This is a genomic window from Streptomyces sp. NPDC089919 (assembly GCF_040684615.1).
Taxonomy (GTDB): domain Bacteria; phylum Actinomycetota; class Actinomycetes; order Streptomycetales; family Streptomycetaceae; genus Streptomyces.
The window spans coordinates 1-14397 of the sequence record NZ_JBFBGK010000153.1; the positions used below are offsets into that span (position 1 = coordinate 1).

Annotated in this window: 16 protein-coding genes; 10 read left to right on the plus strand and 6 right to left on the minus strand. The window is 71.5% G+C overall.

The window, feature by feature from the left end:
• Positions 1–168: 168 nt before the first annotated feature.
• The 4 genes from AB0O40_RS35350 to AB0O40_RS35365 form a co-directional block, all read right to left on the minus strand.
• A complete protein-coding gene (locus AB0O40_RS35350; protein ID WP_365049918.1) occupies positions 169–681 on the minus strand; it encodes a DUF4188 domain-containing protein in 513 nt (170 codons plus the stop codon).
• Positions 682–760: 79 nt separating this feature from the next.
• Positions 761–1291: an SRPBCC family protein gene (locus AB0O40_RS35355; protein ID WP_365049920.1), complete on the minus strand. Its 531-nt coding sequence runs from the start codon at positions 1289–1291 to the stop codon at positions 761–763.
• A 260-nt stretch (positions 1292–1551) separates the two neighbouring features.
• Positions 1552–2211, minus strand: a complete 660-nt coding sequence (locus tag AB0O40_RS35360) for a TetR/AcrR family transcriptional regulator (protein ID WP_365049922.1) — start codon at positions 2209–2211, stop codon at positions 1552–1554.
• 79 nt (positions 2212–2290) lie between these two features.
• Entirely contained in the window at positions 2291–2911 is a 621-nt protein-coding gene (locus tag AB0O40_RS35365) for a hypothetical protein (RefSeq protein WP_365049924.1), read from the minus strand.
• A gap of 149 nt (positions 2912–3060) precedes the next feature.
• Between AB0O40_RS35365 and hemL the strand changes: the two genes are divergently transcribed.
• The 6 genes from hemL (at position 3061) to ccsB (ending at position 10002) form a co-directional block, all read left to right on the plus strand.
• A complete protein-coding gene (gene hemL / locus AB0O40_RS35370) occupies positions 3061–4389 on the plus strand; it encodes a glutamate-1-semialdehyde 2,1-aminomutase (protein WP_365049926.1) in 1329 nt (442 codons plus the stop codon).
• A complete protein-coding gene (locus AB0O40_RS35375; protein ID WP_365049928.1) occupies positions 4386–5066 on the plus strand; it encodes a histidine phosphatase family protein in 681 nt (226 codons plus the stop codon). Before hemL ends, AB0O40_RS35375 begins: the two co-directional genes overlap by 4 nt.
• Positions 5067–5235: 169 nt before the next feature.
• Positions 5236–6474, plus strand: a complete 1239-nt coding sequence (locus AB0O40_RS35380; protein ID WP_365049930.1) for a hypothetical protein — start codon at positions 5236–5238, stop codon at positions 6472–6474.
• 55 nt (positions 6475–6529) lie between these two features.
• Positions 6530–7153 carry a TlpA disulfide reductase family protein gene (locus AB0O40_RS35385; RefSeq protein ID WP_365049932.1) on the plus strand — a complete coding sequence of 208 codons (624 nt, stop codon included), beginning with the start codon at positions 6530–6532 and terminating at the stop codon, positions 7151–7153.
• Positions 7154–7156: 3 nt separating this feature from the next.
• Positions 7157–8920, plus strand: coding sequence for a cytochrome c biogenesis protein ResB (locus tag AB0O40_RS35390; protein WP_365049934.1), 1764 nt, complete (start codon positions 7157–7159; stop codon positions 8918–8920).
• Positions 8920–10002 carry a c-type cytochrome biogenesis protein CcsB gene (gene ccsB, locus AB0O40_RS35395; protein ID WP_365049936.1) on the plus strand — a complete coding sequence of 361 codons (1083 nt, stop codon included), beginning with the start codon at positions 8920–8922 and terminating at the stop codon, positions 10000–10002. Before AB0O40_RS35390 ends, ccsB begins: the two co-directional genes overlap by 1 nt.
• Before the next feature lie 85 nt (positions 10003–10087).
• Here ccsB and AB0O40_RS35400 read toward each other — a convergent pair whose 3' ends face one another.
• Positions 10088–10399, minus strand: coding sequence for a PLD nuclease N-terminal domain-containing protein (locus tag AB0O40_RS35400; protein WP_365049938.1), 312 nt, complete (start codon positions 10397–10399; stop codon positions 10088–10090).
• 88 nt (positions 10400–10487) lie between these two features.
• Between AB0O40_RS35400 and AB0O40_RS35405 the strand changes: the two genes are divergently transcribed.
• Genes AB0O40_RS35405 through AB0O40_RS35415 form a run of 3 tightly spaced genes read left to right on the plus strand, consistent with a single transcriptional unit; the run spans position 10488 to position 13523 of the window.
• Positions 10488–11945, plus strand: a complete 1458-nt coding sequence (locus tag AB0O40_RS35405; protein ID WP_365049940.1) for a menaquinone biosynthesis decarboxylase — start codon at positions 10488–10490, stop codon at positions 11943–11945.
• On the plus strand, positions 11942–12844 hold the full coding sequence (gene mqnP, locus AB0O40_RS35410) for a menaquinone biosynthesis prenyltransferase MqnP (protein ID WP_365049942.1): 903 nt from the start codon (positions 11942–11944) through the stop codon (positions 12842–12844). Before AB0O40_RS35405 ends, mqnP begins: the two co-directional genes overlap by 4 nt.
• Before the next feature lie 10 nt (positions 12845–12854).
• Positions 12855–13523 (plus strand): UbiX family flavin prenyltransferase, encoded by a 669-nt coding sequence (locus AB0O40_RS35415; protein WP_365049944.1) that lies wholly within the window; start codon positions 12855–12857, stop codon positions 13521–13523.
• Here AB0O40_RS35415 and AB0O40_RS35420 read toward each other — a convergent pair.
• Positions 13520–13657 (minus strand): hypothetical protein, encoded by a 138-nt coding sequence (locus AB0O40_RS35420; protein ID WP_365049946.1) that lies wholly within the window; start codon positions 13655–13657, stop codon positions 13520–13522. The two genes, AB0O40_RS35415 and AB0O40_RS35420, sit on opposite strands and share 4 nt — an antisense overlap.
• A 123-nt stretch (positions 13658–13780) precedes the next feature.
• On the opposite strand from AB0O40_RS35420, the gene AB0O40_RS35425 reads away from it, so the two are divergent.
• Positions 13781–14236: an Lrp/AsnC family transcriptional regulator gene (locus tag AB0O40_RS35425; protein WP_365049948.1), complete on the plus strand. Its 456-nt coding sequence runs from the start codon at positions 13781–13783 to the stop codon at positions 14234–14236.
• Positions 14237–14397: the final 161 nt, after the last annotated feature.

The window sequence follows — 14397 nt, forward strand, 5'->3', positions numbered from 1 at the left end:
GAGCCAGACCCCACCCCGCCCCTTCCCGAAACCGGTGGGCTCCGCCCCCGGATCCCCCGCACCGCCGCTGCGCGACGGTCGCCTCAATCGCCGGCGGGGCTGGTAAGGGGACGGCGGGGCTTCGCCCCGAGGCCGGTCAGGCCGGGGGAGGAGGAGTGTGGGGCGGCCCTATGCGGGCTCCTCGGCCGCGGAGCGGTGCGTGAAGCGGTCCGCGGCCCGCCGCCCGCGCTGCTCCAGCGGCAGCACCCCGGTCGCCCCGGCCAGCCCGAAGGGCGGCATGTCGAAGTAGATGGACTCGTAGGACCCTTCGGGCACGACGTACGTCTCGTGCCACAGCCCGACGTGCTGCTTGAGCCGGCCGGACCGCACCTTGCGGTTCATCGCCGCCCACGCCTTGTGGTGCAGCGCCTCGGGCGCGGCGGCGTAGGCGTACAGCTTCTCCTTCGACTCCCAGTACTGGACGACGTAGTACGTGCGGGGGTTGGCGGTCAGCAGGACCTTGCCGAGCAGGCCCCGGACGGGCTGCCGGTCCAGCTCGCGCAGCATCCGGGGCATGCCGACGGCCACCGGCAGCCAGTGGTGGACGGCCCAGAAGCTGTTGATCCGCATGCCGATGAGGAGGACCACCACATCGCCTTCGGCGGCGGCGGTGGTGTAGCCGGGGGTGGGTTTGGCGAACACGCTGACGGACTCCTCGGTCGTACGGACAGGGACGTACGGGCGGTGCGCCGGCGGGCGGCGGGGGCGGGTCGCCCCGGGGTCAGTCGGCCGCGGCGGCCGGTGAAGGGGCCGACTCCAGGCGGGCCTTGAGGCGGTCGAGGGTGCGGGCGATGTTGGTGGTGTTGGCGTCCGGGCGGTTCAGGACGCCGGTGACCGCGATCGCGACCGGCAGGAACCACACCGGGGCGCGCAGGTAGCTGGTCTCGGTGACCCGGCAGCCCGGGCCGCCGCCGGCCGCGGGCTCGATCGTGTACTCCCAGCGGGAGATGGGGATCCGCAGCGGTGTGGCGGTGACCTCGAAGGCGAACCGGCGGCCCGGTTCGGCGTCGGTGACCGTGCAGACGGTGGACCAGCGGCGCAGCCGGCCGCGGCGGTTGTGGCCGACGAAGCGCGCGCCCACGGCGGCCGCGCCGGCGCTGCCGAGCCAGCGCGCCCCGTGGGCCTCCTCGGCGAGCCCGGTCATGACCGGCGGGTCGCTGATGATCCCGTACGCCGCCTCGGCGGACGCGGCGATGGTCACCGCGCCGGTGGCCGAGGGCTCGGGGTGACGCGGGATGCGGGGCAAGGGCATGCGGGCCTCCACGGCTGATGTGATCGGTGATTACATCAGGGGTCGGGAGGGCGGTCAAGGGTTCGCGCAGGGCGGGGAGTTGGGGGCGCCGGAGGGCGGGCCGCGGGCCGCTGGACGAGCGGGCGGCGCCGGCCGCGCGGCGCGCCGGTGGACGGGTGAGTGGCGCCGGCCGCGCGGGCGCCGGTGGACGGGCGAGTGGCGCCGACCCTCGCGGGCCCCGCGCCCGAGGACGTCCGCGCGCCGCCGGGCCCGGCGCCGCCTCAGTCCCCGGCCGGGCAGCCGCTGCCCGGGCCGGTCGCGCCCGGGCCCACGATGCCCAGCCCGAAGGTGGTCAGGACCTGTTCGGCCAACTGCTCGGCGCCCTCGGCCGGCAGGTGGCCGTCCACGAACATCTGCGTCAGCCCGTACACCAGCGCCTGACCGGCCAGGCCGACCAGCTCCGGGTCGCCGGGCCGCAGGACGCCGGCCTGCTGGTCGGCGCGGATCAGTTCGGTCAGGGTGGTCTCGATGCCGGCGAGCCTGGGCCGCAGCGCCGCGTCGGGGGTGGGGCCGAAGACCCGGGGGCGGATCAGCGCGAAGCGGTGCGGGTGGGCGAGGGCGTACCGCAGGAAGCCGAGGCCGAAGTCCCGCATGCGGGGGCCCCGTCCGGTGGCGACGGCGGCCGCCAGCCACTGCTCGTAGTCGGCGAGCACCCGGTCGGCCACCGCCGTCAGCAGGGCCGCCCGGTCGGCGAAGTGCCGGAAGGGCGCGGCGGGGGAGACCCCGGCCCGGCGGGCCACCTCCCGGACGGTGACCCGGTCCGGGCCCTGCTCGTCCAGCAGCTCGAGCGCCGTCGCGACGAGGGCCCCGGGCAGCGAGCCGTGGTGGTACCCGGCGCGCCCGGCGGGCCGGCGGGTGGTCTCGACGGGCTTGTCCTTCATGCCAGCAGTCGTACCACGCCACCCGTCCGTGCGGGCGGGGCTGCGGGTGAGGCCGGGATCCCGGCGGGTGGGGTGGGGCTCAGGGCCAGACCAGGCAGTACGGCTGGTGGCCGTTCTCGTGCAGGCGCTCGCTGAACTGCTGCCACTCGTGGAGCAGCTGGTAGACGTTGAAGGCGTCGCGGGGGCCGCCGCGGTCGGGGACGGTGGACCAGATGAAGGCCGCCGCGCCGACGGACTCCTCGCCGATGCCCCGCAGCGGGTCGACCACCGTCATGGGGAGCTTGACCACGGCGTAGTCCGGGTGCAGGACGACCAGCTCCAGCGGCGGGACCTTGTGCAGGGGTATGCCCTCGATGCCGGTGAGGACCATGGCGGCCACCGTCTCCGGCTTGATCTTGGTGAACATGCCGCCCATGCCGAGCTCGTCGCCGCCCAGCTCCTCGGGCCGCATGGTCTGGGGGACCCGCGCGGCGGTGGCGCCGTCGGGCGCGCCGAAGTACTTGTACGTCACGCCCATGCCGCGGCCCCCGATCGTGGCGTCCGGGTCGGCCTCGGTCTCCTCGGGCCGGCCCGCCACCGGCGGCTCGGCCGGTTCCGCGCGGCGCCGGTGCTTGCCGCGGCGGCGGGCCTCGCGGGCTTCACGGGCGCGCTGCGGATCCAGGCCGTCGGTGCCCTCGCCCGGTCCACCACCGCGTTGCATATCTCCACCCGACCGCTCTACCGGCCACCCGCACCCCGCCAGGCAGCCTGATCATCATGGCAGTGACCTCCCCCACGGCACGAGGGTGAAACACGATGCGACCACACCGGTCCACACCTGTCCGCGAGACGGTCCGGGGCTCTGACACCATGGCTGGTGTGAGCTACCCATACCAGGCCCCAGTTTCGCAGACTCTTTTCGACCGGGCGGCAGTCGTGACCCCCGGCGGCGTGAACTCTCCGGTCCGCGCCTTCAAGGCCGTGGGCGGTACGCCCCGGTTCATGGTGTCCGGTACCGGTCCGTACCTGACCGACGCCGACGGGCGCGAGTATGTCGATCTTGTGTGCTCGTGGGGGCCGGCGATCGTCGGCCACGCCCACCCCGAGGTGATCGCGGCCGTGCAGGAGGCCGTGTCCCGCGGTACCTCCTTCGGTACGCCCGGTGAGGGCGAGGTCGCGCTGGCCGAGGAGATCGTGGCCCGCATCGCGCCGGTGGAGCAGGTCCGCCTGGTCTCCTCCGGGACCGAGGCGACCATGTCCGCGATCCGCCTGGCCAGGGGTTTCACCGGCCGCGCCAAGGTCGTGAAGTTCGCCGGCTGCTACCACGGCCACGTGGACGCCCTGCTGGCCGCGGCCGGCTCGGGCCTGGCCACCTTCGCGCTGCCGGACACCCCCGGCGTGACCGGCGCGCAGGCCGGCGACACGATCGTGCTGCCGTACAACGACCTGGACGCGGTCCGGGCGGCCTTCGCCGCGCACCCGGGCGAGATCGCCTGTGTGATCACGGAGGCGGCGCCCGGCAACATGGGCGTGGTCACCCCGGGCGAGGGCTTCAACCAGGGCCTGGCCGACCTCTGCCGGGAGAACGGCGCGCTGTACGTCTCCGACGAGGTGATGACCGGATTCCGTACCAGCCGCGCGGGTTGGTACGGGGTCGACGGCGTGCGCCCGGACCTGATGACCTTCGGCAAGGTCATGGGCGGCGGCTTCCCGGCCGCGGCCTTCGGCGGGCGCGCGGACGTCATGGCGTACCTGGCCCCGGCCGGCCCGGTCTACCAGGCGGGCACGCTCTCCGGTAACCCGGTGGCCACCGCCGCGGGCCTGGCGCAGCTGCGGCTGCTCGACGAGGCGGCGTACACCACGGTCGACGCGGTCTCCGCAGAGATCCAGGGGCTGGTGACCGGCGCGCTGGCCAAGGAGGGCGTGGCGCACCGGCTGCAGACCGCCTCCAACATGTTCTCGGTGTTCTTCACGCCGGACGAGGTCCGCAACTACGACGACGCGAAGAAGCAGGAGTCCTTCCGCTTCACCGCGTTCTTCCACTCGATGCTGGCGCAGGGCGTCTACCTGCCGCCGTCGGCCTTCGAGTCCTGGTTCGTCTCCACCGCCCACGACGCGCGGGCGCTCGAGCGGATCGCGGCGGCGCTGCCGGCCGCGGCGCGCGCGGCCGCCGAAGCCACCCCGGAGGTAGCCGCATGACCGGCCAGGAGATCACCGTCGTCCACCTGATGCGGCACGGCGAGGTGCACAACCCGGACGGCGTGCTCTACGGCCGCCGCCCCGGCTACCACCTCTCCGAGCTGGGCCGGCAGATGGCGGACCGGGTGGCGGAGTCCCTGGAGGGGCGCGACATCACGCACGTGGTCTCCTCCCCGCTGGAGCGGGCGCAGGAGACGGCCACCCCGATCGCCAAGAGCCACGGCCTGGACCTGGCCACCGACGCGCGGCTGATCGAGGCGGGCAACGTCTTCGAGGGCAAGACCTTCGGGGTCGGCGACGGCGCGCTGCGGCGGCCGGAGAACTGGAAGCACCTGACCAACCCGTTCAAGCCGTCCTGGGGCGAGCCGTACATCGAGCAGGTCGTGCGGATGATGGGGGCGCTGGACGCGGCCCGGGACGCGGCGCGCGGGCACGAGGCGGTCTGCGTGAGCCACCAGCTGCCGATCTGGATCGTGCGGAGCTTCGCGGAGAAGCGGCGGCTGTGGCACGACCCGCGGCGCCGCCAGTGCACGCTGGCCTCGCTGACGTCCTTCACGTACCAGGGCGACAAGATCGTGTCGGTCGGGTACAGCGAGCCGGCCCGGGACCTGGTGCCCGCGCACCTGCTCGCAGGCGCGAAGCCGGTGAAGGGCAAGTCCAAGGCCTTCGGCGCGTAACCACCCGCCGGCCGGTCCCACCCGGACCGGCCGGCGTGGCTTGATTTCGGCTTTGCCTAAATAAATACCGGGTGTGGCGGGAACCACCGTGTCAGGTTCGACCCTCTAGCTTTTTGTCCGTTTATATGGACGGAGTAGGGCTCGGGGAACGACGGGGACGGACGGTGACATGCGCGATTTCAGCCGACGGGGAGCGCTGGGGCTCGGACTTGGGGCGGCAGCGGCGGCCGGCATGGCCGGCTGCAGCGCCGGCAACAAGGCCGGTACCGGCGCCCTCGGCCCGATAAAGGAAGGCCTGGGCAAGTCAGGTAAGCCGGCCCCGCCGGCCGCCAAGCTCATAGGCGACGGTTCGACTTCGGACACCGGTCCGCAGCCGAACCAGCCCAAGAAGCCCGTACCCCTCCAGCCCGGCGAGACCCCGCCGCAGTTCGTGGTCTTCAGCTGGGACGGCGCCGGCGAGGTGGGCAACGGCCTCTTCCCCCGCTTCCTCAAGGTCGCCAAGGACCACGGCGCGGCCATGACCTTCTTCCTCTCCGGCCTCTACCTGCTGCCCGAGTCGAAGAAGAGCCTGTACAAGCCGCCGAACAACCCGGTGGGCGCCTCGGACATCGGCTACCTCACCGACGACCACGTCCGCGAGACCATCAAGAACGTGCGGCGCGCCTGGCTCGACGGCCACGAGATAGGCACCCACTTCAACGGCCACTTCTGCGGCGGTTCCGGCTCGGTGGGCCGCTGGTCGCCGGCCGACTGGCAGGACGAGATAGACCAGGCCGTGTCCTTCGTCACGAACTGGCGGACCAACACCGGCTTCACCGACCTCGAGCCGCTGCCCTTCGACTACAAGAAGGAGCTGGTGGGCGCCCGGACGCCGTGCCTGCTGGGCCAGGACAACCTGCTGCCCACCGCGCAGAAGCTCGGCTGGCGCTACGACGCCTCCTCGCCCGGCGGCACGCAGACCTGGCCGGAGAAGAAGCAGGGCGTGTGGGACCTGCCGCTCCAGGCGATGCCCTTCCCCGGACACTCCTTCGAGGTGCTGTCCATGGACTACAACATCCTGGCCAACCAGTCGGGGAACACCACCCGCGGCGTCCCGTCCAACTACCCGGGCTGGCGCAAGCAGGCCACCGGCGCCTACCTCAACGGCTTCCGGCGCGCGTACGAGACCAACCGCGCACCGCTGTTCATCGGCAACCACTTCGAGCAGTGGAACGGCGGCATCTACATGGACGCCGTCGAGGAAGCCCTGAAGTCCATGTCGGACAAAAAGGACGTAAGGCTCGTGTCCTTCCGGCAGTTCACCGACTGGCTGGACGTCCAGGACCCCAAGATCCTCGCCAAACTGCGCGGTCTCACCCCCGGTCAGGCGCCCGCCGGAGGCTGGAACACCTTCCTCACCAGCGCTTAAAGCGGCCCGCGGGGGGCGCGGAAGATCCCCGATTCGCCCATGCGAAACTTTTCACATGAGCCTTAGCCGCGCCCCCCGCCGCCGCTCTCCCAGTGGCCGCGCCCTCCTGCTGACCGCGGTGACCGTCACAGCCGCCCTGACCCTCACGGCCTGCGGCGGTGCGGACGGCGGCAGCAAGTCCTCCGGATCCGGGACCAACTACGTCCAGGGCTCCGGTGGCGTGACCACCGTCGCCAAGGCGGACCGCGACGCGGCGCCCAAGCTCGACGGCGACACGGTCGACGGCAGCAAGGTCGACGTCTCCGCCCTCAAGGGCAAGGTGGTCGTCCTCAACGTCTGGGGCTCCTGGTGCCCGCCCTGCCGGGCCGAGGCCCCGCACTTCGCGAAGGTCGCCGGCGAGCTCAAGTCCAAGGGCGTGGAGTTCGTCGGGATCAACACCCGCGACTTCTCCAAGCAGCCGGCCAAGGAGTTCGAGGAGAACTTCGGCATCACCTACCCGAGCCTGTACGACCCCAACGGCCGGCTGATGCTGCGCTTCCCCAAGGGCACCCTCAACCCCCAGTCGATCCCCTCCACGCTCGTCCTCGACAAGGACGGCAAGATCGCGGCCCGCTCGCTCCTCGCCGTCAACGAGAGCAAGCTGCGCAAGATGATCGAGCCCGTCCTCGCGGAGAAGTGACCCGTGGACAAGACGACCACGGACCCGGCCCCCGGGACCGGCACCGCCGCCCCTGACCAGAGCGCGGAGAGCACCGAGGCCGCCGCCGGCGCCCAGCTCTCCACCGCCCCCCTCGACGACGCCCCCGGCCCGGTCGGCATCGGCGTCCTCGGCTGGGTCCGGTGGTTCTGGCGGCAGCTCACCTCGATGCGGGTCGCGCTGATCCTCCTGCTGCTGCTCTCGCTCGGCGCCATCCCCGGCTCCCTGCTCCCGCAGAACAGCGTGGACCTCCTCAAGGTCTCCATCTGGAAGGCCGACCACCCCAAGCTCACCCCGGTCTACGAGAAGCTCCAGCTCTTCGACGTCTACAGCTCGGTGTGGTTCTCCGCGATCTACATCCTGCTGTTCGTCTCCCTCATCGGCTGCATCGTGCCCCGCACCTGGCAGTTCGTCGGCCAGCTGCGCAGCCGCCCGCCGGGCGCCCCCCGCAACCTCGACCGGATGCCGGCCTTCACCACCTGGCACACCGACTCCTCCCCCGAGGAGGTGCTGGACGCCGCCGGCCGGATCCTCAAGAAGCGCCGCTTCCGCACCGCCACCGCCGGTACCGCCGTCAGCGCCGAGAAGGGCTACCTCCGCGAGGCCGGCAACCTGGCCTTCCACGTCGCGCTGATCATCATGCTGGTGGCCTTCGCCTGGGGCCGGCTGTTCTTCTCCGAGGGCGGCAAGCTGATCCTCCAGGGCGGCGGCTTCGCGAACACCCTCACGCAGTACGACGACTTCAAGTCCGGCAGCCTCTTCTCCTCCGACGACCTGCCGCCCTTCAGCTTCACGCTGGACCGCTTCGACGCCACGTACGAGCGCACCGGCCCCCAGAAGGGCACCGCCCGCGAGTTCCGGGCCTTCGTCACCTACAGCAAGGGCGCCGACGGCGCCCCGGCCAAGGCCGAGATCCAGGTCAACGAACCCCTGGAGATCGACGGCTCGAAGATCTACCTGCTCGGCCACGGCTACGCCCCGGTCATCTCGGTGACCGACGCCCGCGGCAAGGTGGTCTTCAAGGACGCGGTGCCGATGCTGCCGCAGGACTCGAACCTCACCTCCACCGGAGCCGTCAAGGTCATCGACGGCTACCGCGACAAGGACGGCAAGAAGGAGCAGCTGGGCTTCTCCGGCGTCTTCGTCCCCACCTTCGCGGGCGCCGGCCGGGGCACGATGTTCTCGCAGTACCCGGGCCTGGACTTCCCGGCCCTCGCGCTCACCGGCTACCACGGCAGCCTCGGCGTGGACGCGGGCCTGCCGCAGAACGTCTACCAGCTCGACACGACCAAGATGAAGCAGTACAAGGACAAGGACGGCAAGCCGTTCGCGGTCCGGATGCTGCCCGGCGAGTCGATGACCCTGCCCAACGGCGCGGGCACCGTGAAGTTCGAGGGCATCAGCACCTGGGCCACCTTCTCGGTCACCCACCAGCCCGGCAGCGGCCCCGCCCTCCTGGGCGCCGTCGCCGCCATCCTCGGCCTGGCCGGCTCGCTGTTCATCCAGCGCCGCCGCGTCTGGGTCCGGGCCGTGCCCGGCCCCGACGGCACCACCCTCGTCGAGATGGCCGGCCTGGGCCGCAGCGAGTCCGCCAAGCTCCCCGAGGAACTGGCCGACCTGGCCCTCACCCTGAACGCCGAGGCGCCGACCGCGCCCCGGCCCGCCGGCGCCGGCGCGGCCCCCGATACTGACACCGGTACCGCCGCCGAAGCCGACACCGATCCCGTCGCCGAAGGAGAGCGCGCATAATGCAGCTCGCACTGGCCGCCAACGAGAACCTGGCGCACATCAGCAACGTGCTGATCTATTCGTCCATGGCGGTCTACACGCTCGCCTTCTTCGCGCACATCGCCGAGTGGGTCTTCGGCAGCCGCAGCAAGGTCGGCCGCACCGCCGCCGCGCTGGCCGGCAAGGCCGCCGCGAGCGCCCCGGCCCCGGCCGTCACGGTCCGCTCCCAGGGCGGCACGGCGGTCCTCGACAAGCCGAAGGTCGTCACCCGCGCCGCGGCCGGCAGCCGTGACGTGCCCGACGGCCCCGGCGCGGCCGGCGGCGACGCCCAGGGCGACCTCTACGGCCGGATCGCGGTCTCGCTGACCACCCTCGGCTTCCTGGTCGAGGCGGCCGGCGTGCTCGCCCGCGCCCTGTCCGTGCAGCGGGCCCCCTGGGGCAACATGTACGAGTTCTCCATCACCTTCTCCACGGTGGCGGTCGGCGCGTACCTGGTGCTGCTGGCCCTGAAGAAGAACGTCCGCTGGATGGGCCTGCTGCTGGTCACCACCGTCCTGCTGGACCTGGGCATCGCCACCACCTGGCTCTACACCGACAGCGACCAGCTGGTCCCGGCGCTGCACTCGTACTGGCTGTACATCCACGTCTCCACCGCGATCATCTGCGGTGCGGTCTTCTACATCGGCGCCGCCGGCACCCTGCTCTACCTCTTCCGCGACGCCTACGAGGCGAAGCTGGAGCGCGGCGAGCAGCCGGGCCGGTTCGCCACCTCGGTGCTGGAGCGGGTGCCCGCCGCCGGCTCCCTGGACAAGTTCTCGTACCGGATCAACGCGGCGGTCTTCCCGCTGTGGACCTTCACGATCATCGCGGGCGCCATCTGGGCCGGCGACGCCTGGGGCCGCTACTGGGGCTGGGACCCCAAGGAGGTCTGGTCCTTCGTCACCTGGGTCGCGTACGCCTGCTACCTGCACGCCCGCGCGACCGCCGGCTGGAAGGGCCGCAAGGCCGCCTACCTGGCGCTGTTCGCCTTCGCCTGCTGGATCTGGAACTACTACGGCGTGAACATCCTGCTGAACGGCAAGCACTCGTACGCCGGTCTGTAGACGCGCCGCACGGACACGGAACGGGCCCCCGCCACGCGGGGGCCCGTTCCGTTTCTGTATGCGTGCGTGCGGCGGTGCGGGGCGCTCAGGCGCCGTCCGCCTCCGGCTCGCCGCGGCGCCTGGTCTCCTCGTCGAGGGACTTGAGGAAGTCGGGGTTGTCGTCCGGCGCCACCCAGCCGCCCCGGCCGCCGCCGGCCGTGCCGTACCCGCCCCGGGCCTCCCGCTTCCGCCCCGCCACCAGCCACACCACGGGCCCGACGATCGAGAACAGCAGGATGATGATCACCCAGACGACCTTGGGCAGGTGCTTGACCTCGTTCTCCGGGGTGTTGAGGCAGTCGATGAAGGTGTAGATCGTCAGACCCAGGACCAGCAGGAACGGCAGATAGCGCAGCACGGTGAGAGTCCGACCCCCAAGGACGGTGGCAGGCCCTGACGGGCCCCGGTGACCGTTCCAGGGTAGTGCGTGGCGGATACTGGCCTGCATGGCTTACGACGATCTCCGCTCGCTGCTCCGGGCTCTGGAGCGGGAGGGCGACCTCAAGCGCATCAAGGCCGAAGTCGACCCGTACCTGGAGGTCGGGGAGATCGTCGACAGAGTGAACAAGGCCGGCGGTCCGGCCCTCCTCTTCGAGAACGTCAAGGGCTCCGACATGCCCCTGGCGATGAACGTCTTCGGCACCGACCGGCGGCTCCTGAAGGCCCTGGGCCTGAAGTCGTACGGCGAGATCAGCGAGAAGATCGGCGGGCTGCTCAAGCCCGAGCTGCCGCAGGGCTTCATCGGGGTCCGCGAGGCCTTCGGCAAGCTCGGCTCGATGGTGCACGTGCCGCCGCGCAAGGTGAAGGCCGAGCAGGCGCCCGTCCAGGAGGTCGTGCTCACCGGCGAGGACGTGGACCTGGACCGGCTGCCGGCGCTCTTCACCTGGCCCAAGGACGGCGGGTCCTTCTTCAACCTGGGCCTGACCCACACCAAGCACCCCGAGACCGGGGTCCGCAACCTGGGCCTGTACCGCCTCCAGCGCCACGACAAGCGCACCATCGGGATGCACTGGCAGATCCACAAGGACAGCCGCAACCACTACGCCGTCGCCGCCAAGAAGGGCGAGCGGCTGCCGGTGGCGATCGCCTTCGGCTGCCCGCCGGCCGTCACCTACGCCTCGACCGCGCCGCTGCCCGGGGACATCGACGAGTACCTGTTCGCCGGCTTCGTCGCGGGCAAGCGGATCGAGATGGTCGACTGCAAGACCGTGCCGCTCCAGGTCCCGGCCCAGGCCGAGGTCGTCATCGAGGGCTGGCTGGAGCCGGGCGAGATGCTGCCGGAGGGGCCCTTCGGCGACCACACCGGCTTCTACACGCCGCAGGAGCCCTTCCCGGCCCTGACGATCGACTGCATCACGATGCGCAGGCGCCCGCTGATCCAGTCGATCGTGGTCGGCCGGCCGCCGACCGAGGACGGGCCGCTGGGGCGGGCCACCGAGCGGTTCTTCCTGCCGCTGCTCAAGATCATCGTGCCGGACATCGTGGACTACCACCTGCCCGAGTCGGGCGGCTTCCACAACTGCGCGATCGTCTCGATCGACAAGAAGTACCCCAAGCACGCCCAGAAGGTGATGCACGCGATCTGGGGTGCCCACATGATGTCGCTGACCAAGCTGATCATCGTGGTGGACGCCGACTGCGACGTGCACGACCTGCACGAGGTCTCCTGGCGGGCGCTGGGCAACACCGACTACTCCCGCGACCTGACCGTGGTCGAGGGCCCCGTCGACCACCTCGACCACGCCTCCTACCAGCAGTTCTGGGGCGGCAAGGCGGGTATCGACGCCACGAAGAAGCTCCCCGAGGAGGGGTACGTGCGGGACGGCGGCTGGCCTGACATGGTCGAGTCGGACCCGGCCACGGCCGCCCTGGTGGACCGCCGCTGGAAGGAATACGGGCTGTGACCACTGCCGCCGTCCCCGGAGCGCAGCCGGGCCGCACCAAAGCGTTCCTCCGCCTGGTGATGATCGAGCACTCGGTCTTCGCGCTGCCCTTCGCCTACATCGCGGCACTGACCGCGATGTTCGAGCTGGACCGCCAGATGCACTGGGCCCGGCTGCTGCTGGTGACGATCTGCATGGTCGGCCTGCGGACCTTCGCGATGGCCGCGAACCGGATCATCGACCGGGAGCTGGACGCGCGCAATCCGCGCACCGCCCACCGCGAGCTGGTCACCGGCGCGGTCTCGGTGCGCTCGGCCTGGACGGGTGCGGGCATCGCGCTGGCGGTCTTCCTCGGCGCGGCCGCGCTGCTGAACCCGCTCTGCCTGGCGCTGGCGCCGGTGGCCGTGGTGCCGATGGTGGTCTACCCGTACGGCAAGCGGTTCACGAACTTCCCGCAGGCGATCCTCGGCCTGGCGCAGGCCATGGGTCCGGTCGGCGCCTGGCTGGCGGTCACCGGCGAGTGGTCCTGGGACGCGGTGCTGCTGGGCCTGGCGATCGGCTTCTGGATCGGCGGCTTCGACCTGATCTACGCCTGCCAGGACGTGGACTCGGACCGCGCCGAGGGCGTGAAGTCGGTGCCGGCCCGCTTCGGCGTCGAGGGCGCGCTGTGGGGAGCCCGCGGCTGCCACCTGATCACCACGGCCCTGCTGGCCTGGTACGCGGTGGCCACCGACGGCGGCGTCCTGCTCTGGCTGGGCCTGCTGGTGGTCGCGGGGGCGTTCCTCTACGAGCACTCGATCGTCACCCCGAAGGACCTCTCGCGGCTGAACCGCGCCTTCTTCACGGTGAACGGCTTCATCGGGATCGCCCTCTTCCTGTGCGCCCTCGCGGACCTGCTGGTCCGCGGCCTGACGCTCTAGGCTCGGAATCATGAGTGACGGCAAGCGCACCCCGTGGGTGGTCGGGGTCTCCGGGGCGTCGGGGACGCCGTACGCGGCGGCGGTGCTGCGGGGGCTGCTGGCGGCGGGGGAGAGCGTGGACCTGGTGGTGAGCCGGGCGTCCCGGCTCACCCTTCTGGACGAGACGGGCATCGCCTTCCGCGACGCGCACTGGCGCGAGGACCTGGGGCAGTGGCTGGCCCGGGGCGCGGACGGCAAGCCGGGCACCTTCACGGGGCTGGACCTGGACGACGTACGGCACTGGTCGGCCGGGGACCTGGCGGCGGGGCCGTCCTCGGGCTCGTACCCGGTCAAGGGGATGCTGATCGTGCCGGCCTCGACGGCGTGCGTCGCCGGAGTGGCACTGGGGCTCTCGAAGGACCTGCTGCAGCGGGCGGCGAGCGTGACGCTCAAGGAGCGGCGCCGGCTGGTGGTCGCGGTGCGGGAGACCCCGCTGAGCGGGCAGACGCTGAAGCAGCTGGTCGCCCTGGACGAGGCGGGAGCTGTGGTGCTGCCCGCCTCGCCGGCGTTCTACGCGGGTGCGACGCACATCCAGGATCTGGTGGATTTCGTCGCGGGCCGGGTACTGGATGCCGCCGAGGTGCCGCACCGCCTGTACCGGCGTTGGGAAGGAGAGCTGGGTGGCTCTCGTGGGGCCTAGCGCTTCTTGGCGGTCGCGGCGCGGCCGCGGACCTTGTCGGCGCGCTGGGCGGCAGCGGGCTGGTGGGTGCGGGATCGGTTGGCCAGCTCCTGCAGTTCGCGCATGTGAGCGTAGGCCATCTCGATCGTGTACACGGTGAACCACTCCTGAAAGATCGTCTTTGATCTGCTGAAAGATTCACAGGGTGTCGCCCCTGTGTACCTTAGATTCTACACCTAAACTTGCGGGATCGCTGAATAATGGAAGGCTCCAGACACATGGACGCGGTGGACAGGCAGCTCATCCAGGCACTCCGGGAGAACGGCCGTGCCTCGTACGCCGAGCTCGGCCGGCTGGTGGGCCTCTCCGGCCCCAGCGTCACGGACCGGATCAACCGCCTCGAGACGGCCGGCGTGATCACCGGCTACCGCGCGACGGTGGACGCCGCCTCGCTCGGCATGGGCGTCACCGCCCTGATCGGCATCTCCCTCTCGGACGCGGCGGACCACGAGGACGTGGCGCGGCGGCTGCGGGACCTGGCCGAGATCGAGGACTGCTGGTTCATCGCCGGCGACGACTCGTACATGCTCAAGGTCCGGGCCAGCGACGTGGACGGCCTGGAGAAGATCATCCGCCGGCTCTCCGGCACCAAGGGCGTCTCGCGCACCCGCACCACCATCGTGCTCTCGACCAAGTGGGAGAACCGGGTCGGCGATCTGCCGGAAGAGCACTGAGAGTACGGTGGGTGACCGGGTTGCAGGACGGATAGAGGAGACGAGCGACGCATGGACGCTGGGCTGAAGCGCGAGCTGGAGGAGAAGGTCCGCTCCGGTGAGCGGCTGACGCGTGAGGACGGGATCGCCCTCTACGCGTCGGACGACCTGGCGTGGCTGGG